A 22382-nucleotide genomic window follows, 5' to 3' on the forward strand; every position below is an offset into this window, starting at 1 on the left:
CGCACCCGGCGCCTCAACCGCCGGGTGTTCTGTTTTCTCGCAATGCTGTCACAGCCTTGTCACCGGCCGCGCCTAATCACGCCCCATGTCTTCCCCCGCTGTTCCCCTGTTCCGCTTCGGCATTATCGCCGACCCGCAATATGCGCCGATCGTCCCGCATGTGGCGATGGACCGCCAATATGCCAACAGCCTTGCCAAGGTCGCCGAGGCGGTCGAGGTCTTCAATAGCTGGGAACTGAGCTTCGTCATGACGCTCGGCGACGATCGACCGCAGCTTTTCAAGCTTCGACGACATCCTGCCGATCTATGACAGACTGAGGCATGAAGCGCTTTTCCTGCTCGGCAATCATGATTTCTCAGTCTCCGCGGCGCATCTCGCGGAAGTCGCCGCCCGGCTTCGCATGCCGTCGCCCTACTACAGCTTCTCCCGGCACGGCTGGCGCTTCATCGTGCTCGACGGCAACGACGTCAGCATCTTCGCGCCGCCCGAAGACCATCCTCACCGCGTTTTGGCTGCCGAGATGCTGGCGGAACTGCAAGAGAAAGGTGCAGCGAATGCCCATCGCTGGAATGGCGCGCTGAGCGACGGACAATTCGCCTGGCTCGGCGATGAGATCGCCAAGGCGGCTGCCGCCGGCGAGAAGGTCATTGTCATGAACCACTATCCCGTTTATCCCGCCGGCGAACACGGCATGTGGGACAGCGAGCGCGTCGTTGCGCTGCTCGCTTCGCAAAGCCACGTCGTCGCCTATCTCAACGGCCACGACCACGTCGGCAATTACGGCAAGGCGGGGGCCTGCCACTTCGTCAAATTTCAAGTGCGTGGTCGACACCGAAAACCAGAACGCCTTCGCCATCGTCGAGGTGTATGCAGACCGCATCGAAATCCGCGGCTTCGGCCGGGAGGACAGCCGCACGCTGGTTTATTAGGTTGGGGTAGACTGCTGACAAAGTCGGCTCTAACCTCGTCCATGGTTGGGTTTGTCGCGCTGTCGCTCGCGCAAATAGCTGCCCCTCACCCTAGCCCTCTCCCCGTAAACGGGGCGAGGGGACGTGCCTTGCGAGCGCGGTGGGGAAGGAGAGGTTGCGGCTTGGTCCCTTCGCCCCGTTTACGGGGAGAAGGTGGCGGCAGCCGGATGAGGGGCAGGCGCGCCCCATCAAACCGTCACCGGCGCCTCCCTCCACCCGCTCGTCCACAGTTCCCGCAGCCGGTCGCCTTCGCCGTTGAAAAAGTCGTCGCTCACCGCGCAGCGCTCCACCCGGTCGCTGCGGAAATTGCGGATCGCCTGGCGCAGTTCACACCAGGCGACGATATTGGCGGTCTGCGAATAATAGATCAACGCGATCGGCCGGATCGTCCGTTCGCTGGCGCGGCCGAGCTCGTCGCGATAGGCGAGCATCAGCTTGCGCTCGTCGCGAATCGCCCGGCGGATGATCCCAAGGTCGAAACCCGCTGGCTGGGCGATCGAGCCCCAGGCATAGAGCGCCTTCCTGTCCAGCGCCTGGCGCAGCGGCTCCGGCACGGCGCCAGCGATCTTCTGGTTGACCCGGCGCGCGGCCTGCTTCAGTTCCTCGTCCGCCGTCCGGTCGAGCAGCGCCAGCGACAGCACGATCGCCTCCATCTCCTCGATCGAAAACATCAAGGGCGGCAGGTCGAAGCCCGGCCGCATGATATAGCCGATGCCGCGCTCGCCCTCGATCGGCACCCGCATCGCCTGAAGCGCTGCGATATCGCGATAGATCGAGCGCACGGTCACTTCCAGCGTTTCGGCCAGGTCAGCCGCCGTCATCGGTTTTCTGGCCAGCCTCAGGATCTGAATGATCTCGAAAAGCCTGGAAGCCTTGCGCATTCTGTCTCTCCCATTCTCAACGCTCCTGACAATACGCTGTCAGTTGGGTTTGCGTATAGAGCCGTCTATCGGATTGAAATCAATCAGGGTCTTGCAAAATGGTCCTGAGAAACTCAAGGCGGCAACTGACATGAATTACCACGAAAACCTCTGGCTCTACTTTACCCTTCTCTTCGGCATCATCATCGTGCCGGGCATGGACATGCTCTTCGTGCTCGCCAATGCGCTGACGGGCGGCGTCAGGCGGGGGCTCGCGGCAACGGGCGGCATCATGGCGGGGGGTGCTGTGCATTCGGCCTATGGCGCGGCCGGCGTCGGCGTGCTCGTCACCATGCTGCCGCAGCTTTTCAACGTGCTGCTCTTTGCCGGCGTCGCCTATATGATCTGGATTGGTCTCTCGCTGATGCGCAGTTCGATCACCGTCGAGGCGGTCGGGCCGGCGACGGCGCACTCCGGCTGGCGGGCCTTTCGCCAGGGCGCCGTCACCTGTCTCGTCAATCCGAAGGCCTATATCTTCATGTTCGCCGTCTATCCGCAGTTCCTGCGGCCGGAATACGGTCCGGTCTGGATGCAGGGCCTGATCATGGGCGCCATGACGGTCGCCACCCAGTTTGCCATTTACGGTTCGCTGGCGATGACGGCCGGCCGCAGCCGCGATCTGCTCATCGCAAATCCTGGCGCCACCACCCTTGTCGGCCGCTGCGCCGGACTCATGTTGGTTGCGGTCTCCGCGCTCAGCCTCTGGCAGGGTTGGAAAACTGCCTGAAACTGCGTGTATCACATTGTTTTTATGGTGATCCGCCAAAACGTGACTGCCGTTCACCATGGATTTTGTCATGCTCCCGGTGCAGATTGGCCATCGGCCGCCTTGGCCTTGAGAAAATGGGGAGGACCAGATGAATTGGAAAGCAGTAGCTGCCGCCGCAGCGATGGCCGGTATAGCCCTCGGTTCGGTGACCGCCGCCGACGGCACGCATGATTCGCGCATTGCTCTGATGAAGAAGATCGGCGGTTCGGCGGGTGCCATGGCCGCGATCGCCAAGGGTGAGAAACCCTATGATGCCGAGACGGTAAAGGCGGCGCTGACGACGATCGCCGCAACGGCCAAGGTTTTCCCCGATCAGTTCAAGCCGGGCAGCGATAGGAATGATCCCGAGGTGAACCCGAAGCTCTGGGAAAACATGGATGACTTCAAGGCGCGCGCCGAAAAGCTCTCCGCCGACGCGGAAGCCGCGCTCGCTCAGCTTCCGGCCGATGCTGCAGCCGTCGGCGCCACGCTCAATACGCTCGGCGCCAATTGCGGCGGCTGTCATAAGGCCTATCGCCTCAAGGATTGATAGGCCGTTTGATCTGGACTTGATACGCGATCCGCGCCAGCCTTGCCGCCGGCGCGGATCATCTTATTCTCCGACCGTGCGGGCTGGTTGCAGAATCGCTCCGCACGGGAAATCTCGGCAAAAGGGGAGGCGGAGCATGGTCCGCAGGTTCGTCCGGTTACTGCTCTGTCTGATCGGTGTCGCCGTCCTTGGCGGCGGCGCCTTCTATCTCGTCACCGCGCCCGATCCGCTGCCGGAGAGCCATTGGGCGGGTCTCGGCGCGCCCGATCCGGTCAACGGTCAGACGGTCTTCTGGGCGGGCGGCTGTGTCAGCTGTCATGCCGCGCCCGGTTCCGAAGGCGATGCCAAGCTGACGCTGTCAGGCGGTCTGGCGCTGAAGAGCCCGTTCGGCACCTTCCACGTGCCGAATATCTCGCCGGATGAAAAGGCCGGCATCGGCGCCTGGACGCTCGCCGCGTTCGGCAATGCGATGAAACGCGGCGTCGGCCCGGATGGCCGGCATCTTTACCCGTCCTTTCCCTATGGTTCCTATGCCCGTATGAGCGACAAGGACGTCAACGACCTCTTCGCCTTTATCAAGACGCTGCCGAAGAGCGCCAACGTCGCACCGCCGCATGAGCTGCCGTTTCCCTACAATATCCGACTTGCGCTCGGCGGCTGGAAATTCCTCTATTTCAGCGATCAGCCGCGGGTGGCGCTGGCAAAGAGCGACGACAAGATCAAGCGCGGGCAATACCTCGTCGAAGGTCCCGGTCATTGCGGTGAATGCCACACGCCGCGCGATGCGCTCGGCGGCTTTGAGGCCGATCGCTGGCTCGCCGGCGCCCCCAACCCGGAAGGCAAGGGCCTCATACCGAACATCACTCCGGCCTCCAAGAGCATCGGCGGCTGGAGCGAGGCCGATATCGCCAATTACCTCGAAACCGGCTTCACGCCCGATTTCGATTCCGTCGGCGGCCGGATGGTCGACGTGCAACAGAACATCGCCCGCCTGCCGGCCGCCGACCGCGAGGCGATCGCCGCCTATCTGAAGGCGGTGCCGGGGCGTTAGAACGACGTTCTTACAAGGAGGTGGGGCCGGGCATCAGGTCATAGGGATGGCGCCAGCCGGGCATGTTGCTGATACGGTCTTTCCAGGCTGCGATGGCCGGATAAGCGCTGTGATCGATCCCGGTTTCCTCCGGCATGAAGACATAGCCTGCCAAGGAGAGGTCCGCGATCGTCAGCCGGTCGCCGACGATGAAGGCCCTGCCTGTCAGGTGTTCGTCGACAATGGCATAGGCAGCTTTGGCTCTCAGTCTCAAAAACTCGGCGACTGGTGTCTCGCCGCTGCTCTGGAGACCATAGATGAACCTGAGCGTCGCGTAATAGCTCGTGAATTTGTGGTTGTCGAAAAGAACCCAACGCATAATGTCGCGCCGCTCTTCGGCTGTCTGCGCCCCAAAGTGCCCTGTCACCTCTGACAAATAATCCAGGATGACTCCCGATTGGCTGATCTTCGTTTGCCCGTGCTCGAGCACAGGTGCCTCACCCTGTTCGTTTACGGCTTTTCGCCATTCTTCGGTTCGCGTTTCGCCGCCCAGATAATCCACGAAAATGCTTTCCCACTCGATGCCGGCAAGTGCAAAGAACAGCGCAACCTTGTAACAGTTCCCGGAGAGGGCGAAGCAATGGAGTTTGAAATCAGGCATGAAAGCTCCTAGAGAAACAATGGCTTAAACCGTCGACCGAGCGAATCTGAAAGATCGGGAAGCGCTTTAGGCGATCGACTGCATGTAACGCATACCGGTAACCGGACGCGGGGTAAAATCCATCTGTTCGTAGAAGCGGTGCGCCAGCACGTTGCCGGTCGCGGCGCTGACGGAGAGGTAGCCGCAGCCGGCATTGCGCGCGGTCTCGCGGGCCCGGTCGACGAGCAGCTGGCCGGTGCCGTGGCCGCGATGGCCGTCGCGCACGAAGAGATGATGCAAGTCCATGCCGCGTTTGCCTTCCTGCGCCCTGTAGAGCGGCACGAGAATGGCATAGCCGATCAGCCCTTCGCTGATCTCGGCCACAAGCGCGGTAATCCAGGGCAGTGGGCCAAAGAGGTCGCGCTCCAGCTGCTCCGGCGTCGCAGCTGCCGCATCGCCGTGATGGGCGGCAAGCAGCGCAATCATCTCGTTGAGTTCTGGTAGATCGCGCGGCTTGGCGGTGCGGATCGTCACCACCGATGGGCGCATCAGTGAAATTTCGCTGTCTTCGATGTCGGTCATGCTCTTCGCGTCCTTCGATTATCTGCCGTCAGGACGCTGCCGATACAACAAAGCCGCCTGACGGCGGCTTGTTGACAATATGATCTGTCCGGCCGCCCTTTACAGGTACAGCCAAAAATACGAGCGGCTCTGGTGCGCGTTCTTGATCATGCAGCATCAATCGTCGGAAATGCGGGGTTTGTCAATGGCGGATCGCGCGTGTCATGTCTCTTGCCGTCCAGTTGGCCCAAGGATCTGCCCCTCATCCTAACCTTCTCCCCGTAAACGGGGCGAGGGGACGTGCCCTGCGAGGGGTTAGTGGGGAACGGAGAGGTCGCGGAATGGTCCCTTCGCCCCGTTTACGGGGTCCGAAGGACGGGTCGAGACCGTGGCTCGTCCCCGGGCGGGTGGCGGCAGCCGGATGAGGGGCTACCTATCGGCTATCTCCAGAGTCCATCTTACTCTTGATACTATACCCCCCTATGTTATATAAAGCCCACTATGTCCCACACCACCCTGCAGAAAAAGAAACTCATCGCCCGCGTCAGCCGTTTGAAGGGCCAGATGGAGGCCGTCGAGCGGGCGCTCGAGGCCGAGCGCCCGTGCGGCGAGATCCTGCAGCTGCTCGCCTCCGTCCGCGGTGCGCTGACCGGGCTCACCGGCGAGGTGCTGGACGATCACCTGCGCGAACACGTGCTGAATGCCGATGACGATAGGGCCAGGGCCGAGGCGGTCGAGGAAATATCGGAAGTCCTCAGAACCTACATCCGCTAGCGCGCCGACGCGGTTTGGCTGGGAATTGCCCGAAACAAAGACTTTGGCGGCTCTGCTCATGAAGGCTGAGCCGCTCCAGCGTGACGAAGGAGCCTGTAATGAGTGCCGTAATCGACAAAGCTGCGATGAACCGCCTGGAGCACGAGCATGTGTTCCTCGGCGCCGATCACGCGCGCAACGAGCGGCGCATTTGGCTGGTGATCGCGCTGACGGCGGTGATGATGGTCGCCGAAATCGCCGCCGGCACCGTCTACGGCTCCATGGCCCTCGTCGCCGACGGCTGGCACATGTCGACCCATGCCAGCGCTCTCCTCATCTCGGCACTCGCCTATCTCTTCGCCCGCCGGCAGGCGCGCAATCCGCGCTTCACCTTCGGCACCGGCAAGCTCGGTGATCTCGCCGGCTTCGCCAGCGCCATTATCCTTGCCCTGATCGCCTTGCTGATGGCCTGGGAGAGCCTGTTGCGCCTTTCCAATCCGGTGCCGATCGGTTTTGCCCAGGCGATCGCTGTCGCCGTCATCGGTCTTGCCGTCAATCTCGCCAGCGCCTGGCTGCTGGCGGGCGGCGGTCATGCCGCGCACGGACACCACGCGCATGGGCACCACGCACACCACCACGGCCATGGCGGCCACGGCGACCATGCCCACCACCGCGCAGGGGCCGGCGACAACAATATCCGCGCCGCCTATCTGCATGTCATGGCCGATGCGCTCACCTCCGTGCTCGCCATCGCGGCGCTGACCCTCGGCAGCCTCTATGGCTGGCTCTGGCTCGATCCCATCATGGGCATCGTCGGCGGGGTCGTCATCGCCAACTGGTCCTGGAGCCTGATGAAATCTTCCGGCGGTATCCTTCTCGACATCGTCCCCGAAGGTGAGACCCTGCCGGCGGAAATCCGCGAGGCGATCGAGACCGGGGAGGACCGGATCACCGATCTGCACGTCTGGCAAGTCGGCCCCGGCCATCATGCGGCGATCGTCGCCGTCCTCACCTCGACGCCGCGCGACCCGGCCTTCTACAAGGGCAGGCTTTCGGCGCTGACGGAATTGTCGCATGTGACGGTCGAGGTTACGCGCGCGGCGTAGCCGGCGCCGGCGGACGACTTCGTCGCCGCGATGACGAGATGCCGCCGCAATCGCGCCTTAGCTCTGTTCTCCGACTCGCCGGAGGATGTCATGGATCTCAGTCTTACCCGCCGCATGCTGATCGGCTCGGCACTCTGCCTGCCTGCTTTGGGCCTGCTTCCCGCTAATGCGCAGGAGAGCGCCGGGCAGGGCGACGACAACGTCGAGAAGCGTCTTGCGGAGCTGGAAAAACGCACCGGCGGCCGCCTCGGCGTCTCGGTGCTCGATACCCAGACGAGCATCTCCTTCGGCTATCGCGGCGCTGAGGCCTTCCCGATGTGCAGCACCTTCAAGGCGCTGGCTGCCGGCTTCGCCCTTGCCCGCGTCGACAAGGGACAGGAGAGCCTGGATCGGCGGGTGACCTACGGCGGGGACAAGCTGGTCGACTATTCGCCGCTCAGCGAGAAACATGCCGGCGCCGACGGCATGACGATCGCCGAGCTCTGCGAGGCGGCGGTAACGGTGAGCGACAACACCGCCGGCAATCTGCTGCTCGAAAGCTTCGGCGGGCCGGCTGGTCTGACCGACTGGCTGCGCTCGATCGGCGACGGCACGACGCGTCTCGACCGCACCGAACCGACGCTCAACGAGGGCAGGAAGGACGATCCGCGCGACACGACGACACCGGATGCGATGCTCGACACGCTCGGAAATCTGACGCTCGGCTCGGTGCTTACCGAAGCCTCTTCGGACAGGCTGATCGCCTGGCTGGTGGCAAGTTCAACAGGCAAGGAGCGGCTGCGGGCCGGCCTGCCTCAGGATTGGAAGGTCGGCGACAAGACCGGCACCGGCCAGAACGGCTCTCTCGGCGACATCGCCGTCATCTGGCCGCCCGAGCGCGGCCCGATCGTCGCCGCCGTCTATATCGCCGAGGCGACCGCGCCGGTGAAGGAGCTCAACCCGATCTTTTCCGAAGTAGGCAGGATGATAGCTGAGATGGTGTGACGCAGGTAATGCTTAGGGCATGATCGACAGCTGTCCGATTTGAGCCGGAGAAAGACCTTTCCTACAACTTTCTCCCAAGTCACCACGCTGCAACTGTTGGCACGTTGAAGCCCACACCCACGGCCGCCCCTTGGACGCCTCGGCGTTCGTCACACCGACGACGTGTGGGACAGCTGCTCGAAACGCTCTCGCTCAGACGACGGCGATGCATCCGTCGTGTCGCTGCCGTTGTCCTCGATGCCCGCCATTTCGCGTTTGATCTGCTCGGCGATCTCCTTTTCGATTGCCGCGCGCTGGTCGGCAGGCATGGCTGCGAGATCGGCTTCCGTCAGATCGTGCTGCTCCAGGTAGCGGGCTCGGATATACTCCGCCGGCGTCATGTTGCCCCATTCGGAAAACTCGTCGATCAGGGACCGGTGCGCCGCGCTCGCCGCTGCCTCCTCTTCCGAAGGGGTATCGATATAGGGGCCTTCGGTGCTTTGAAGAGCCCAGACAGTGTTGGCGATCGACGGAGGCGTGCTGCTTGGTTCGAGACCCGGGCCGCCACTGCGGGCGGTTGTGGTGAATTCCGTCGTCTGTTGATTCTTGGATTTGGGCTGCTGATCGAAAAGGCCGCCGATTCCATAGTAAGTGCGAATATTGCTACTGATTTCCATAAAAAATCTCCCCGTAAAACGGGGAGACAATGGCGCCGCAACCCTGCCTAGAACTTGCGCCGGCTCTTCCACTCGCTAAAAGCTGCCCCCATCACGGCAGCGTATAGGCGATCACGTAATCTCCGGGCTTGGTGCCGACCGAGCCGTGGCCGCCGGCGACCATGACGACATATTGCTTGTTGTCATCGGTCGTATAGGTCATCGGCGTCGCCTGGCCGCCGGCCGGAAGCCGCGCCCGCCAGAGTTCCCGTCCGTTGGTCACGTCGTAGGCGCGCAGATAGTCGTCGACCGCCGCGCCGAGGAAGGCGACGCCGCCTTTGGTCAGCATCGGCCCGCCGATACCGGGCACGCCGACCTTGAAGGGCAGCGGCAGCGGCGTCATGTCGTGCACGGTGCCGTTCTTGTGCATATAAGCGATCTTGCCGGTGCGCAGGTCGACGCCGGCGACATAACCCCATGGCGGTGCCTGGCAGGGGATCTGCAGCGGTCCGAGGAAGGGACCCATGAAGACGCCGTAGGGGGCGCCGTCATTGCGGTTGAGCCCCTGTTCGCTGCCCTTCTCGTCCTGTCCTCGTGGCGGAATCTCGGCGGCCGGCACCAGGCGCGAGGTGAAGGCGAGATAGGTCGGCATGCCGAACATGATCTGCCGCTCCGGATCGACCGCAACCGAGCCCCAGTTGAAGGTACCGAAATTGCCGGGATAGACGATCGTCCCTTCGAGCGATGGCGGCGTATAGCGGCCCTCGTAGCGATAGCGGTGGAAGTCGATGCGGCAGGCGAGCTGGTCGAACAGCGACACGCCCCACATATCCTTTTCCTTGAGCGGCTCGGGCGAGAAGGTGAGATCGGAGATCGGCTGCGTCGGCGCGGTGTGGTCGCCGGTGACCGCGCCGCCGGGCGCCGGGATTTCCTTGACCGGGATGATCGGCTCGCCGCTGCGCCGGTCGAGCACATAGAGATCGCCCTGCTTGGTCGGACCGACGAGGGCAGGCACCACGCTGCCGTCCGGCCTGGTCAAATCGATGAGCGCGGGCTGCGCCGGGACGTCCATATCCCACAGATCGTGATGCACCGTCTGGCGCACCCAGCGTAGCTGGCCGGTGGCGATGTCGAGCGCGACGATCGAGGAGGAGAATTTCTCGACCTTATCGCTGCGGTTGATGCCGAGCTGGTCGGGCACCTGGTTGCCGAGCGGGATGTAGACCATGCCGAGCGCCTCGTCGACGCTGAAGACCGACCAGCTGTTCGGCGAGTTGGTCGTGTAGGTCTGGCCCTCGGCGATCGGCGTCGTCACCTCGGGATTGCCGGAGTCCCAGTTCCAGACAAGCGCGCCGGTGTTGATGTCGAAGGCGCGGATGACGCCGGATTGTTCCTCGGTGGAATAATTGTCGTTCACCGCCCCACCGACGATGATCTTGCCCGCTACCGCGACCGGCGGTGAGGTGGAATAATAATAGCCGGCCGGGTTGAAGCGCATGCCGGCTTCCAGATGCAGCACGCCCTGATCGGCAAAGCCGGTGCAGACCTTCCCGTCGGCCGCATCGAGCGCGATCAGCCGGGCGTCTGAGGTCGGCAGGTAGACGCGCTCGGCGCAGGGCTGGCCGGCGGCGACATTGGTATCGGCATAATAGGTGACGCCGCGGCAGGTCTGGTGCTGCCGGTTGGGGTTCATGCCCGAATTGGCGTCGTATTTCCATTTCTCCTTGCCTGTTTTGGCGTCGAGCGCGATCGCCCAGTTATGCGGCGTGCAGAGATAGAGCGTGTCCTTCACCTTGAGCGGCGTCACCTGATAAGTCGTCTCGCTGATGTCGTCCGGCCGCTTGACGTCGCCGGTCTGGTATCGCCACGCTTCCTTCAGCGTCGAGACGTTCTCCGCGGTGATCTGGTCGAGCGGCGAATAGCGCTGGCCGAAAGGTGTGCGGCCATACTGGTGCCATTCGCCCTCCGGCACGCTGCCGCCGAAGGCGGGATTGGCGGCGACAGCATCCTTCGGCAGCTCGCCTGAAAGATCATGCGGGTCTGTCGTCATCGAATAAACGGCGACGAGAATGGCGAGAAGGACGGGCACGGCGAGCGGCCAGGGATTGGCGCCGTAGGTGATGCCCGTCGGGCTGCGAAAGCCGAGCGGCCGGCGGATCCAGGGCGTCAACAGCCACAGCCCGAGCAGGATGATGACGCCGCCGCGCGGGCCGAGCTGCCACCAGTCGAATCCCACCTCCCAGATCGCCCAGGCGAGTGCGGCGACGACGAGCACCGCATAGACCCAGAGCGCCACCGCCTTGCGCATCAAAAGCAGCCCGGCAGTGATCAGGAACATCAGGCCGGCGAACAAATAGAAGATGCTGCCGCCGAGCGTGACGAGCCAGAGCCCGCCGCCACTGAGCGCAAGCCCGATGATGATGAAGAGGATGGAGGTGATGACGATCGCCATAAGGCTGTCTCCCGCTTGGCTTAGCCGGGTGAAGGATCGGCGGAAATCGCCGCCGATCAGCCAGATAGCGCGAAGGAGATGCCTTTCAACGACTGCAATTGCCGCAGGGTTTCGTCACGGTATGGTTGCGTCGACCTTGGTCAGGTCCCGCAGAAGGTCTGCAGCACCCGTTCCTCCGGCTTCGGCGGTTCCATATAGGCAGCGAAATCCGGCTGGTCCTCATAGGGTTTCGAGAGCACGCGGAGCAAGGCCTCGAAGAGCGAAAAATCGCCGTTCTCGACTGCCGCCTCGATTGCCTGTTCGACCCGGTGATTGCGGGGAATGAAGGCCGGATTGACGCTGCGCATGGCGCCGGCGCGCTCGGCGGCCGTCTGCGTATCGCGCGACAGTCTCTCCCGCCATTGCGTCAGCCAGGCGCGGCAGGCCTCCGGCTCCTGGAAGCTTGCAGCAAAGGCAGGCTCCGCCTCGTTGTCGCCGGCAAGGTCCGACAGCCGCCGGAAGGTCAGGGTGAAATCGGCCTTCTGCGTGTGCATCAGCGACAGCAACTCCTGCACCAGCTCGAGATCGCCGTTCTCTTCACCGGCAAGGCCGATCTTTCCTCGCATGCCGGCAAGCCACTCGGCCTGGAACCGCTCGCCATAGGCCCGGATCACCACATTCGCCTTGTCGACCGCGCCGTCCGGCTCGGCGTCGATCAGCGGCAGCAGCGTTTCGCCGAGCCGGGCGAGGTTCCACTGGCCGATGGCCGGCTGATTGGCATAGGCGTAGCGGCCGTGCTGATCGATCGACGAGAAAACGGTTGCCGGATTATAAGCGTCCATGAAGGCGCAGGGGCCGAAGTCGATCGTTTCTCCGGAGACGGCCATATTGTCCGTATTCATCACGCCATGAATGAAACCGACATGGAGCCAGCGGGCGATCAGCGCCGCCTGGCGCTCCGAGATTGCCGAAAACAGCGCGAGATAGGGGTTCTCGGCCTCTCTCAGCGCGGGATAGTGCCGGTCGATCACATAGTCGGCGAGCGCCCGCACGCCGTCGGTGTCGCCCCTTGCGGCGAAATACTGGAAGGTGCCGATCCGGATATGGCTTGCCGCGACCCGGGTGAAGACAGCGCCCGGCAGCACCTCTTCGCGGAAGACCGGCTCGCCGGTCGTCACGGCCGCCAGCGCCCGAGTGGCGGGAATGCCGAGTGCAAACATCGCCTCGCTGATGATATATTCCCGGAGCACCGGCCCGATTGCCGCGCGGCCATCGCCGCGGCGCGAAAAAGGTGTAGGCCCGGCGCCCTTCAGCTGAATATCGAAGCGCTTGCCGCTGCGGTCGACGACCTCGCCGAGCAGGATCGCCCGGCCGTCGCCGAGCTGCGGCACAAAGCCGCCGAACTGATGTCCGGCATAGGCCATCGCCAGCGGTTCGGCGCCTTCGGGAACGAGATTGCCGGAAAAGATCGCCGCGCCATCGCGGCGCAGTGCCTCGACGTCAAGCCCGAGCTCGGCGGCGAGCGGTTCGTTGAGCTTGATCAGCCAGGGCTCGGTCACGGGCGTCGGCGTTTGCGGCGCAAAGAAGCGCTCGGGCAGGCCGACATAACTGTTGTCGAACGGAAAGGCCGCGCCGGGCCGGTTTTTCTCGAGAGCGGAGGTCATGATTGATAGGTAGGGCCGGGTGGCCCGTGGCGCAAGCGTATAACGCCCTTCACGCTGCACCGGACGATGCAAGCAATCGTGATCCGCCTTTACCTCTCGGCAAAGCTGCTTTGCCATAAAGGACCTAGCGCCGCCATGATCTCAAGCGTATAGCAGATCGTCTCTTCTTGGCCATGCGCCATGTCATCCCCGCGGCCTTGCTGCTTCCCGTGCTCCGCCGCGCCACCGCGAGTGAATCCGGACGATGTCGGATCAGATTTACCAGGCGCCGATGGTTCGGCGCGCCGCGCCCAATTTCCGGGTGATCGCGATGATCGTCGCGAGTGCGATGCTGATGGAAAATATAGACGCCACCGTGCTGGCGACCGCACTGCCCACCATGGCGCGCGATTTCGCCGTCAGCGCACCGGCCATGTCGATCGCGCTCACCTCCTATCTCCTCAGCCTGGCGATCTTCATTCCGGCAAGCGGCCGGATGGCCGACAGCTTCGGCTCGCGCACCGTCTTCCGCGCGGCGATCGCGGTTTTCGTTATCGGTTCCATCCTCTGCGCGCTGGCGCCGACACTGTCCTTCCTGGTGCTGGCGCGGCTGTTGCAGGGGATGGGCGGCGCGATGATGATGCCGGTCGGCCGCCTGGTGCTGATGCGCAGCGTCGCTCGCAAGGATATGGTCAGCGCCATGTCCTGGCTGCTCGTGCCGGCGCTGATCGGCCCGATCGTCGGCCCGCCGTTCGGCGGCTTCATCGTCACCTATCTCGACTGGCGCTGGATCTTCTACATCAACGTGCCGATCGGCATTATCGGCATGATCTTCGTCTCGATCTATATCGATGAAGTGAAGGGCAAGGCGACCGGCCCCTTCGATACGATCGGCTTCATCCTTTCCGGCATTTCGCTCGGCTCGCTGCTGTTCGGCTTCGAAATGTCGAGCCATGAAGGCGAGGGCGCTTTTTCGATCTTCCTGATCGCCGTCGGCCTGATCTTCGGCATCGCCTATTTGAGGCATGCCCGCCGGCATCCCTCACCGATTATGGATTTCTCGCTGATGAAAGTGCCGAGCTTCGGCACATCGGTCATCGCCGGCTCGCTGACGCGCATCACGCAAGGGGCACAGCCCTTCCTGCTGCCGCTGCTTTTCCAGATCGGCTTCGGCCTTTCCGCCGCCGCGGCCGGTCAGATCGTCATCGCCACCGCGATCGGCGCGCTCGCCATGAAGCCGATGGCGAAGTTCGTCTTCAGCCGGCTCGGCTTCCGCCGCAGCCTCGTCGTCAACGGCGTCCTCGGCACGGCCGGTTACGGCCTCTGCGCCGCCTTCCGGCCGGACTGGCCGATGCCGCTGATCTTCGTCGTGCTGGTGCTCAGCGCCTTCTTCCTGTCGTTCCAGTTCACCGCCTACAACACCATCGCCTATGACGAGATCGACAAGGAGCGGATGAGCTCGGCCACGAGTTTCTACACCACGTTCCAGCAGCTGATGCTGTCGCTCGGCATCTGCATCGGAGCCTTGGCGCTGCACGGCTCCATGGCCTTCAACAACGTTGAAACGCCTTCGCTCGGCGATTTCTCCTCCGCCTTCATCGTCGTCACCATCATCTCGATCACCGCCACCATCTGGAACCTGCGCTTCTCGCCGACCGCAGGCGAGGAGATCAGCGGCTACAAGGCGAAACGGACGAAAGGCGCCGCCGGAGCCTGACGCCGCCTTTCGTTCCTCAGAAATTGGTTAGCGCCCGCAGCCGCTTGCGGCGCGAGGGCCGGCCTTCGCGCCGGTCCGCCTCGATGCCGTAGGCTATCGGACCGTCGAGGCCGCCGAAGGCCGCAAGATCGATGTCTCGCAGCGCTACTTCCACCGCCACTTCGGCCTCGGCCGGCCTGCGCCATCCCGTGATCGCAAGCCACAGATCACGCCAGCCGCGCTCGTGCGGCGCCGCCCCCACCATCCTCATCGTCCAACCCTCCCTGTCGGTCTCACGCCGCCTGCGGCAGGCATGCCTCGCAGATCGCCGCGACATGGCGATGGTCGGTGCCGCAGCATCCGCCGAGCACGCGCAGCTCAGGCATGCGTTCAAGAAGCTTGCGGTATCGCCGTCCGAGATCGTCGGGATCGCCCGCATCCAGCGTATCGCTATTGTCCAGCTGCGCGTGACTCATGGTTGAGGCATTGGCGCGGATGCCGAAAATACGCTTTGCCCAGGTGCTTGAATGGTCGAGGGCAGATTCGAAATGCGTCGGGTGGGCGCAGTTGATCATGTAGTAAGCCGGTGCTCCGCCGGTGGCCATGTCAGTGGTCTCGATGGCCTCCTGGATGCTTCGGCCCGTCACCAGCCTGCCGTCCGTCTCCAGTGTGAAGGAGATGGCGCAAGGCATGGCGAACGACCGTGCCGCCCGCGCCACGCCGATCGCCTCGTCGATATTCGTCAGCGTGAATGCGCTCACCATATCCGCCTCAGTTCCGGCGAAGACCTCGATCTGGAAGGCGTGGTAATCCTCCGCCTCGTGCGCGCTCATCATGCCCGCCTTATAGCCATCGCCGCGCGGACCGATCGCGCCGCTGATGACGATCGGTTGCTCCGGCCGCTCATACGTTTTGCGCAAACCCAGGAGCAGCTCGACGGCTTCCTCGTTCGCCGCCTTCAATGCTTCGCTTGTATAGCCGAGCTTTTGCCCCCAGTCGGGATTGGCCCGCCACGTAGCGGTGTCGAGCACGAAGCCGGTGCCGTGCCGCCGTGCGATATCGAGGTATGGGCGATAGTAGTTCCGCGTGCGCTGCCGGCCGTCTTCTGACGCCAGCAGTACGAAAGAGGCGAAATGTGGAAGCGCGATCCCGTCGTGGAAGATCATCGTTGTTTCCATGCCGCCATCGGTCAGGAAGGTGCCGCCTTTCAGCTGCGGCAAGTCATGTCTGTACTTTGTCATTGTTGAAGTTTCTCCCGTCGCGGCGCCTGAACTGGTCGCCGTCGATGAGGGATGTTCTGCCGTTTAATCGGCTGCCAAACTAGCCGACTTGAGGTATACTGGCGGCAGTTCCGGCTTAGGCTGATCAAAATCAATTGCTTGGGGTAGTCGACGCTGTCGGGGACGTATGCAGGTCTGACTTTGCGTCGCTCGAAACTGTACCGCAGGTACAGGAGGGGATATGCGAAAGGGAGAGGAAACGCGCACCCGCATCCTGGATGTGGCCGAAGCGGCAGTCTTGCAGAAGGGTTTTGGCGGGACCTCCATCGAGGAACTGATCGCCGAGACGGGGATCACCAAGAGCGGCTTCTTCTACCACTTCAAGGACAAGAACGAGCTCGCCAAGGCGCTGCTCAACCGCTACATCGAAAACGACGAGCGCATCTACGACGAGATATTCGGCCGTGCGCGCGATCTCATGGACGATCCGCTGCAATCCTTCCTGCTCGGCCTGAAACTGCTATCCGAGCTGCTTTCGGATCTGCCGAACGGCCATCCCGGCTGCCTGGTGGCGACTGTCTGCTATTATGAGCGGTTGTTCGACCGGGAGATCCAGGAGACAAACCGCAATGCGGTTCTTGCCTGGCGGCGGCGCTTCGGCCGCATGCTCCGCGAAATCATGGAAGTCTATCCGCCGCGCGAGCCCGTCAACGTCGACCAACTCGCCGATATGGTTTCGTCGGTTCTCGAAGGCGGCATCGTTCTGTCGAAGACGCTGAAGGAACCGAACACCCTGGCCGAGCAGGTGCTGATGCTGCGGACCTTCGTGCGGATGCTCTTTCTGTCGGCTGTCGAGCCTGCCCTCACGGCCGTCAGGCGGGGACAAGCCTTCGCCGCGGCCGGCAGCGATCAGCCTTAGCCATCCATCTCAGCCGCAAGTTCGGCGAGCTTGCGCACTGTATTAAGACTGCGAGACGTTCCGGGCTTCAGTGCCGGCAGCTTCAGCTTAGAGCGGCCGGAGCCGTTGGGATAGTGCACATAGATTTCCCGGCCGGCGAGCTGCGCTTTCTCGCCGTCAGGCGCAACCATCTTTTCCAGCGCATCGCGGCGTGCTGCTTCTGGCAGAAAGTAGACGAGCAGGAAACTTGGCTTGGCATCGGGAAAGGGCGCTTCGGCGGCAATTGCCTCAAGTTCCTTCCGGCTGCGCACCATCACGCCCGGAGGCTTGCCCATCTTCTTGCCGAGCGCCTCGTCGAGCTTTTCCTCGACTGCCTTTCCTTTCTCATTCGAGCGGAACAGCACATTGCCGCTCTGGATGTAGGTTTTCACGTTGTTAAAGCCGAGGCCCTCACAGACCTCCTTGAGTTCAGCCATCGACAGCGAGCCGGTGCCGCCGACGTTAACGGCGCGGAGGAGGGCGATGTAGACGGGCATTTCTCTCTCCCTTGACATTGTGCCGTGTGGCACGGCACGCCCTCAACCCTCACATCTTCCCCGCCACCTTGATGGCAAATGCGTACTCGAAGGCAATCTCCTCCAGCCGCTGGAACCGCCCCGACGCCCCGCCATGGCCGGCGTCCATATTGGTCTTGAGCAGGATCGGCGCCTCGCCCGTCGTCTTGTCGCGCAGCTTCGCCACCCACTTGGCCGGCTCCCAATAGGTGACGCGCGGGTCCGTCAGGCCGCCGAGCGCCAGGATCGGCGGGTAGGCTTTGGCCGCGACATTGTCATAGGGCGAATAGGCGGCGATCTGCTCATATTCTTCCTTGCTTTCGATCGGATTGCCCCATTCGGGCCATTCCGGCGGGGTGAGCGGCAGGGTGTCGTCAAGCATGGTGTTGAGCACATCGACGAAGGGAACGGCGGCGATGATGCCGGCGAATTTCTCCGGCGCCATGTTGGCGACAGCGCCCATCAGCATGCCGCCGGCCGATCCGCCCTCGGCGATGATCTTTGCGTAAGAGGTGAACTTCTGTTGATTCAGATAATCCGCCGCGGCGACGAAGTCCTTGAAGCTGTTTGTCTTCTTTTCCATCTTGCCGTCTTCGTACCAGGCAAAGCCCTTGTCCTTGCCGCCACGGATATGGGCGATGGCATAGACGAAGCCGCGGTCGGCGAGTGACAGGCAATTGGTGTTGAAGCCGGCCGGAATAGTGATGCCGTAGGCTCCATAGCCATAGAGCAGGCAGGGTGCCGAGCCGTCGAGTGGCGTGTCCCTACGGTAGAGCAGGGTGACCGGCACCGTCTCGCCATCCCATGCCGGGGCGAAGACCCGGCGGGTGACGTAGTCGTCGGGATTGTGGCCGGACGGCACTTCCTGTGTTTTCAACAGCGTACGCTCGCGCGTCACCATATTGTAGTCGTAGAGCTGCGACGGCGTCGTCATCGAGGAATAGGAGAAGCGGATGACATCCGTGTCGTATTCCGCCGCGCCCGAAAGCCCGAGCGAATAGGCTTCCTCTGCAAAGGCGATCGCATGTTCCTCGCCGCTCTGCCGGTCGCGGATCATGATCCGCGGCAGCCCGTCCTTGCGCTCCAGCCACAGCAGGTGGCGGGCATAGGCCATGTGGCTGATGATGAGCGTGCCCGGCTTGTGCGGCACGACTTCGCGCCAGTTCTCCTTGCCCGGCTTATCAACCGGCGTCTCCATGATCTTGAAATCCTTGGCGCCGCCATCATTGGTCAGGATGTAGAAGACGTCGCCGCCCTCGGTCAGCGAATATTCGATGCCTTCCTCGCGCGCCGCCACCAGCTTCGGCTCGGCCGTGAGGTCCTTGGTCGACAGCAGCCGGTATTCGCTGGTCTCGTGGTCGTGAATGTCGATATAGATGAAGTCGTCGAGCAGCGAGCCGCCGACGCCCATGAAGAAGCCGGCATCGGCTTCCTCATAGACCAGCCGATCTTCCGACTGCGGTTGGCCGAGAATGTGGTGGAATACCTTCGACGGCCGGTGGTTCTCGTCGAGAGCCGAATAGAAGAAGCTCTTGCCGTCGGGCGCCCAGACGCCGCCGCCGCCGGTATTCTCGATCCGGTCCTCGAGGTCTTGCCCCGTTGAAAGGTCGCGCACCTTCAGCGTGAAGAACTCCGAACCCTTGTCGTCATAACCCCAGATGCCGCGGCTGTGGTCGCTCGAATGGTCGAGGCCGGCGAGGCGGAAATAGGCCTTGCCTGATGCCTCCTTGTCGCCGTCGAGCAGCACGCTGCGGATCGTCTCGTCGGCGACGTCGCCGTCGCGGGGGATGCGGAAATAGCGCGGCTGTTCGCCGCCCGTCACATAGAACGTGCCATAGGCATAGGCTCCGTCCTTCATCGGCACCGAACTGTCGTCTTCCTTGATGCGGCCGCGCATTTCGGCAAACAGCAGCTTCTGCAGCGCCTTGGTATCCTCCATCGCCGCGTTCATATAGGCGTTTTCGGCTTCGAGATGCCGGCGGATCTCCGGATCCAGGATCGACGGATCCTTGAACATGGCCTGCCAGTTGTCGGCGCGCAGCCAAGCATACTCGTCCGTGCGGCTAATGCCATGGCGCGTATCGGAGACGGGCTTTTTCGGTGCAGCGGGCGGTGTCGGCAGGCTCTTGAAAACGGACAAGGAACGGGCTCCGGTGGGAATGTCGGGTTGGCAAGAGATAGAGGCGCCCCGCCGCGGGATCAAGCGGCAAGGCGACGTCAAGGCCAGACGGCTGCGCCCGCCTTGCCTTGATGTCACCACAATATTTAAGAAAGTCCGCTCTCTCAAAAAGCGAAATTTGCACGTGCCCTGCCTCCGGCAAGCCGCCGGTGGCAGGGTCAGGACCGTTGAACAGTAAGGGATTTTCTCCGCAATGTCGAAACGTCTGCTCCTGTTTGTATCCCTGGCAAGCCTGGCTGCCCCCGCCTTTGCCGTCGATCCCGCCATCAAGAAGCAGCTGGAAAAACTCGACCCCTCGACCCGCCTGGAGCAGAGCTGCGACACCGAGGCGATGAGCCGCATCAACAAGGACAGCACCGGCTTCAAGCCCGACAAGGTCATCGCCTATACCTTCGAGGATCCGATCGCCGGCGACAATTCGCTGCGGGCGCCGGGCGCCGTCTTCCGCAGCAAGGGCGACTGGTACCATCTCTCCTACAATTGCATCACCGGCCCGCAGCATATCAATGTGCGTGAGCTCAACTACCAGATCGGTGAGAAGGTGCCGCGCGAGAAGTGGGGCAAATATTATCTCTACGATTGATGCCGCCGTGTCCGTTCCGGCGGCGGTGACATCCGGCCACATGGCGTCGCGTCAAGGCAGCCGCTAGAGTCGACGGATCGAATCGTAGAAATCAATGACATGAACCGCATCCTGCTCACCTCGGCCCTACTTCTGGCCGCCGTCTCCGCTGCATTGGCGGGCGAAGTGCCGCCGGCGTCCTCTGTGCCGCCGGCAATCGCTTCTGCCCCGGCCAAGGCGCCGGGGCCGAAACTCGTCGAGCCGCATTTGCATATCGCCCGCTCCAATATTGCCGGTCACCCCCGTATTGCGCTCACCTTCGATGCCTGCATGGGTCAGGCGGATGAGCGCATCCTTTCGACGCTGGTGCGCGAGCGCATTCCCGCGACGATCTTCGTCACAGCCCGCTGGCTGAAGCGCAATCCGGCCACCCTTGCCGTCTTCCTGCAGAACGCCGATCTATTCGAGCTGGAAAACCACGGCGAGAACCATATTCCGGCCGTCGACACACCGACGCTCATCTATGGCATCGCCTCGGCCGGTTCGCCGCAGGCGGTGCGGCAGGAAGTCGAAGGCGGTGCCGCCGCCATGATCGCCGCCGGCATTCCCGCACCGCACTGGTTTCGTGGCTCCACCGCCAAATACGATCTTTCCGCCATCGGCGAGATCCGTAACATGGGCTTTCGCATCGCCGGCTACTCCATAAACGGCGACGGCGGTTCGCTGCTGGGTGCAGCGATCACCGAAAAACGCATCGCCTCGGCCAAAGACGGGGATGTCGTCATCTCCCACATCAATCAGCCGACTCATGCGGCGGGCGAGGGCGTGGTGAAGGCGCTGGTCGATCTTAAGGCAAAGGGCACGGAGTTCGTTCGCCTTGAGGATGTCGAGGACACCGGCGACGACAAGACGACGGAGTAATTCTGCGGCTGCGGGCATGCCGAGTGGCCACCCCTCTGTCTTGCAGGGTAGAGGGAGTGTCCTACGCCACGGCGGTCAGCGGCACCTTATCTCAACTCATCCCCAATCCGCGCCACACCCGCTCCAAAACTCCGCCAGCTGGGTCCATCCCTGTCGAGCGCAAAATCCTCGAACCAGTCGCGGTGAATTCCGGCAATCATCGCACCGATCATCTGCGCGGCGAGATAGGAAAAGGTGATGCCGTTGCCGCCATAGCCATAGGCGGCGAAGACGTGCGGCATCCCGGGCAGCGGGCCGATCAGCGGCAGGCCGTCTGCCGTCTCGCCGAAGGTGCCGGCCCAGGCGTGGGCGATGCGGATATCCGCCTTCGGCCACAGCCGCTTCATTTTCTGCTGGATCGCCATGGTCTTTGCCGGCAGCTTGCGCTCACGCGCTTCTGCGTCGGTGGTGTCGTCGTCCTCGCCGCCAGCGACGATGCGGTGATCCGGCGTGGTGCGCATGTAGAGATAAGGGTGACTGTCCTCCCAGATCAGCGCTCGCTCGCGCCAGAGTGCCGCCGGGTGCTGGGGTACGGTGGCGAGCGCCCAGCTCGAGCGGACGCGGTGCAGTTTCGGCATGTCGAGGCCGGGCATGGAATATCCGGTCGCAAGCACGATATGCCGCGCCTCGATCAGTTGAGCCCCGTCGGTCTCCGCCGTGGCGCGACCGCCTTCGCCGTGAAGCGCAGTCACCGAAGTGCGCACCAGTTGCGCACCGTTCCGGAGGGCCATTTCGATCAGCGCCCAGGTCAGAAGCAGCGGATCGGCTTCGGCCGAGCCGGGGGAGAAGATGGCGCCGTCTCGATCGAGCTCGAATTGCGTGAAGAGATCGGGATGTTCCAGGTAGACACCGGGCAGGCCGGCCCGCCGGCGAAGCTGGCGCTCCTCGAAAAGGTCGCGCGCACCTTCGCGATTGGCGGCGAGATAGAGCGTGTTGCGCGGCCGGAAACCGCAGGCGATAGCGTTTGCAGCGATCAGCTTGGCGAGGCCGGCGACCGAAGCGGCGCTGCGGCGATAGATGCCGGCGGCGCGCTCGAAGCCGTAATAGGTCTCAAGTTCGCTGAGCGTGCTGTCGGTTTCCCATTGCAGCATCGCCGTGCTGGCGGCCGTGCTGCCGAAGCCCGGTTCCTCCCGGTCGATGATCGCTACGGAAAAGCCGCGCGCCGCAAGATGTTCGGCGATCAGAGCGCCCGTGATGCCGCCGCCGATCACCGCGACATCGGTGGAAAAGCTCCTTTCGATCGGCCGCCATTCCGGGCGCAAACCGGCCTTTCCCCAGAGCGAACGGCCACTCACCATGTGGGCATGCTCGGATTCGTCGAGATCGAGATCGGATGCCACGGA

Annotated in this window: 21 protein-coding genes and 1 pseudogene; 11 read left to right on the top strand and 11 right to left on the bottom strand. The window is 63.2% G+C overall.

The features are described from left to right. Positions 1-85 precede the first annotated feature (85 nt). A pseudogene (locus tag J0663_RS14835) lies at positions 86-930 on the top strand (metallophosphoesterase). 227 nt (positions 931-1157) lie between these two features. Here J0663_RS14835 and J0663_RS14840 read toward each other — a convergent pair. Beyond that, on the bottom strand, positions 1158-1850 hold the full coding sequence (locus tag J0663_RS14840) for a helix-turn-helix transcriptional regulator (RefSeq protein ID WP_207241076.1): 693 nt from the start codon (positions 1848-1850) through the stop codon (positions 1158-1160). A gap of 130 nt (positions 1851-1980) precedes the next feature. On the opposite strand from J0663_RS14840, the gene J0663_RS14845 reads away from it, so the two are divergent. The 3 genes from J0663_RS14845 to J0663_RS14855 all read left to right on the top strand — a co-directional run bounded on the left by J0663_RS14845 (position 1981) and on the right by J0663_RS14855 (position 4238). Then, the gene (locus J0663_RS14845) at positions 1981-2616 is read left to right on the top strand and encodes a LysE family translocator (RefSeq protein WP_207241077.1); all 636 of its coding nucleotides are present in this window, start codon (positions 1981-1983) and stop codon (positions 2614-2616) included. 130 nt (positions 2617-2746) lie between these two features. Then, a complete protein-coding gene (locus tag J0663_RS14850) occupies positions 2747-3187 on the top strand; it encodes a c-type cytochrome (protein ID WP_207241078.1) in 441 nt (146 codons plus the stop codon). A gap of 136 nt (positions 3188-3323) precedes the next feature. After that, positions 3324-4238 (top strand): cytochrome c, encoded by a 915-nt coding sequence (locus J0663_RS14855; protein ID WP_207241079.1) that lies wholly within the window; start codon positions 3324-3326, stop codon positions 4236-4238. Between the two features lie 10 nt (positions 4239-4248). Here the strand turns inward: J0663_RS14855 and J0663_RS14860 are convergent, their stop codons facing one another. After that, complete coding sequence (locus J0663_RS14860) at positions 4249-4878, bottom strand: glutathione S-transferase family protein (protein ID WP_207241080.1); 630 nt, start codon at positions 4876-4878, stop codon at positions 4249-4251. 66 nt (positions 4879-4944) lie between these two features. Further along, the gene (locus J0663_RS14865; protein ID WP_207241081.1) at positions 4945-5439 is read right to left on the bottom strand and encodes a GNAT family N-acetyltransferase; all 495 of its coding nucleotides are present in this window, start codon (positions 5437-5439) and stop codon (positions 4945-4947) included. A 480-nt stretch (positions 5440-5919) separates the two neighbouring features. Here J0663_RS14865 and dmeR point away from each other — a divergent pair, with 480 nt between their 5' ends. The 3 genes from dmeR to bla all read left to right on the top strand — a co-directional run bounded on the left by dmeR (position 5920) and on the right by bla (position 8261). Continuing rightward, the gene (dmeR, locus tag J0663_RS14870; RefSeq protein WP_207241082.1) at positions 5920-6192 is read left to right on the top strand and encodes a metal/formaldehyde-sensitive transcriptional repressor; all 273 of its coding nucleotides are present in this window, start codon (positions 5920-5922) and stop codon (positions 6190-6192) included. 98 nt (positions 6193-6290) lie between these two features. Beyond that, positions 6291-7277, top strand: a complete 987-nt coding sequence (gene dmeF / locus J0663_RS14875; protein WP_207241083.1) for a CDF family Co(II)/Ni(II) efflux transporter DmeF — start codon at positions 6291-6293, stop codon at positions 7275-7277. A 90-nt stretch (positions 7278-7367) separates the two neighbouring features. Further along, entirely contained in the window at positions 7368-8261 is an 894-nt protein-coding gene (gene bla, locus J0663_RS14880; RefSeq protein ID WP_207241084.1) for a class A beta-lactamase, read from the top strand. 149 nt (positions 8262-8410) lie between these two features. Here the strand turns inward: bla and J0663_RS14885 are convergent, their stop codons facing one another. From J0663_RS14885 to J0663_RS14895, 3 genes are all read right to left on the bottom strand, one after another. Continuing rightward, complete coding sequence (locus J0663_RS14885; protein ID WP_207241085.1) at positions 8411-8917, bottom strand: hypothetical protein; 507 nt, start codon at positions 8915-8917, stop codon at positions 8411-8413. A gap of 91 nt (positions 8918-9008) precedes the next feature. Then, positions 9009-11348 (bottom strand): glucose/quinate/shikimate family membrane-bound PQQ-dependent dehydrogenase, encoded by a 2340-nt coding sequence (locus tag J0663_RS14890; protein WP_207241086.1) that lies wholly within the window; start codon positions 11346-11348, stop codon positions 9009-9011. Positions 11349-11488: 140 nt separating this feature from the next. Then, on the bottom strand, positions 11489-12991 hold the full coding sequence (locus J0663_RS14895) for a protein adenylyltransferase SelO (protein ID WP_207241087.1): 1503 nt from the start codon (positions 12989-12991) through the stop codon (positions 11489-11491). A gap of 244 nt (positions 12992-13235) precedes the next feature. Here J0663_RS14895 and J0663_RS14900 point away from each other — a divergent pair, with 244 nt between their 5' ends. Beyond that, on the top strand, positions 13236-14687 hold the full coding sequence (locus J0663_RS14900) for an MFS transporter (protein ID WP_207241088.1): 1452 nt from the start codon (positions 13236-13238) through the stop codon (positions 14685-14687). A gap of 16 nt (positions 14688-14703) precedes the next feature. Here J0663_RS14900 and J0663_RS14905 read toward each other — a convergent pair whose 3' ends face one another. Both J0663_RS14905 and J0663_RS14910 read right to left on the bottom strand, forming a co-directional pair. Beyond that, entirely contained in the window at positions 14704-14937 is a 234-nt protein-coding gene (locus J0663_RS14905) for a hypothetical protein (RefSeq protein ID WP_207241089.1), read from the bottom strand. A gap of 22 nt (positions 14938-14959) precedes the next feature. Then, entirely contained in the window at positions 14960-15907 is a 948-nt protein-coding gene (locus J0663_RS14910) for a homocysteine S-methyltransferase family protein (protein ID WP_207241090.1), read from the bottom strand. Between the two features lie 220 nt (positions 15908-16127). Here J0663_RS14910 and J0663_RS14915 point away from each other — a divergent pair, with 220 nt between their 5' ends. Continuing rightward, entirely contained in the window at positions 16128-16805 is a 678-nt protein-coding gene (locus tag J0663_RS14915) for a TetR/AcrR family transcriptional regulator (protein WP_207241091.1), read from the top strand. Here J0663_RS14915 and J0663_RS14920 read toward each other — a convergent pair. Beyond that, complete coding sequence (locus tag J0663_RS14920) at positions 16802-17320, bottom strand: DUF1697 domain-containing protein (RefSeq protein ID WP_207241092.1); 519 nt, start codon at positions 17318-17320, stop codon at positions 16802-16804. The two genes, J0663_RS14915 and J0663_RS14920, sit on opposite strands and share 4 nt — an antisense overlap. 49 nt (positions 17321-17369) lie before the next feature. Further along, positions 17370-19478 carry a S9 family peptidase gene (locus tag J0663_RS14925; RefSeq protein WP_207241093.1) on the bottom strand — a complete coding sequence of 703 codons (2109 nt, stop codon included), beginning with the start codon at positions 19476-19478 and terminating at the stop codon, positions 17370-17372. 232 nt (positions 19479-19710) lie between these two features. Between J0663_RS14925 and J0663_RS14930 the strand changes: the two genes are divergently transcribed. Then, entirely contained in the window at positions 19711-20100 is a 390-nt protein-coding gene (locus J0663_RS14930; protein ID WP_207241094.1) for a DUF930 domain-containing protein, read from the top strand. 99 nt (positions 20101-20199) lie between these two features. Beyond that, positions 20200-21000 (top strand): polysaccharide deacetylase family protein, encoded by an 801-nt coding sequence (locus tag J0663_RS14935; protein WP_207241095.1) that lies wholly within the window; start codon positions 20200-20202, stop codon positions 20998-21000. 86 nt (positions 21001-21086) lie between these two features. Here the strand turns inward: J0663_RS14935 and J0663_RS14940 are convergent, their stop codons facing one another. Further along, complete coding sequence (locus J0663_RS14940; RefSeq protein ID WP_207241096.1) at positions 21087-22379, bottom strand: NAD(P)/FAD-dependent oxidoreductase; 1293 nt, start codon at positions 22377-22379, stop codon at positions 21087-21089. Between the last annotated feature and the right edge of the window lie 3 nt (positions 22380-22382).

This window comes from Rhizobium lentis (genome assembly GCF_017352135.1).
In the GTDB taxonomy this organism is placed as follows: Bacteria; Pseudomonadota; Alphaproteobacteria; order Rhizobiales; family Rhizobiaceae; genus Rhizobium; species Rhizobium lentis.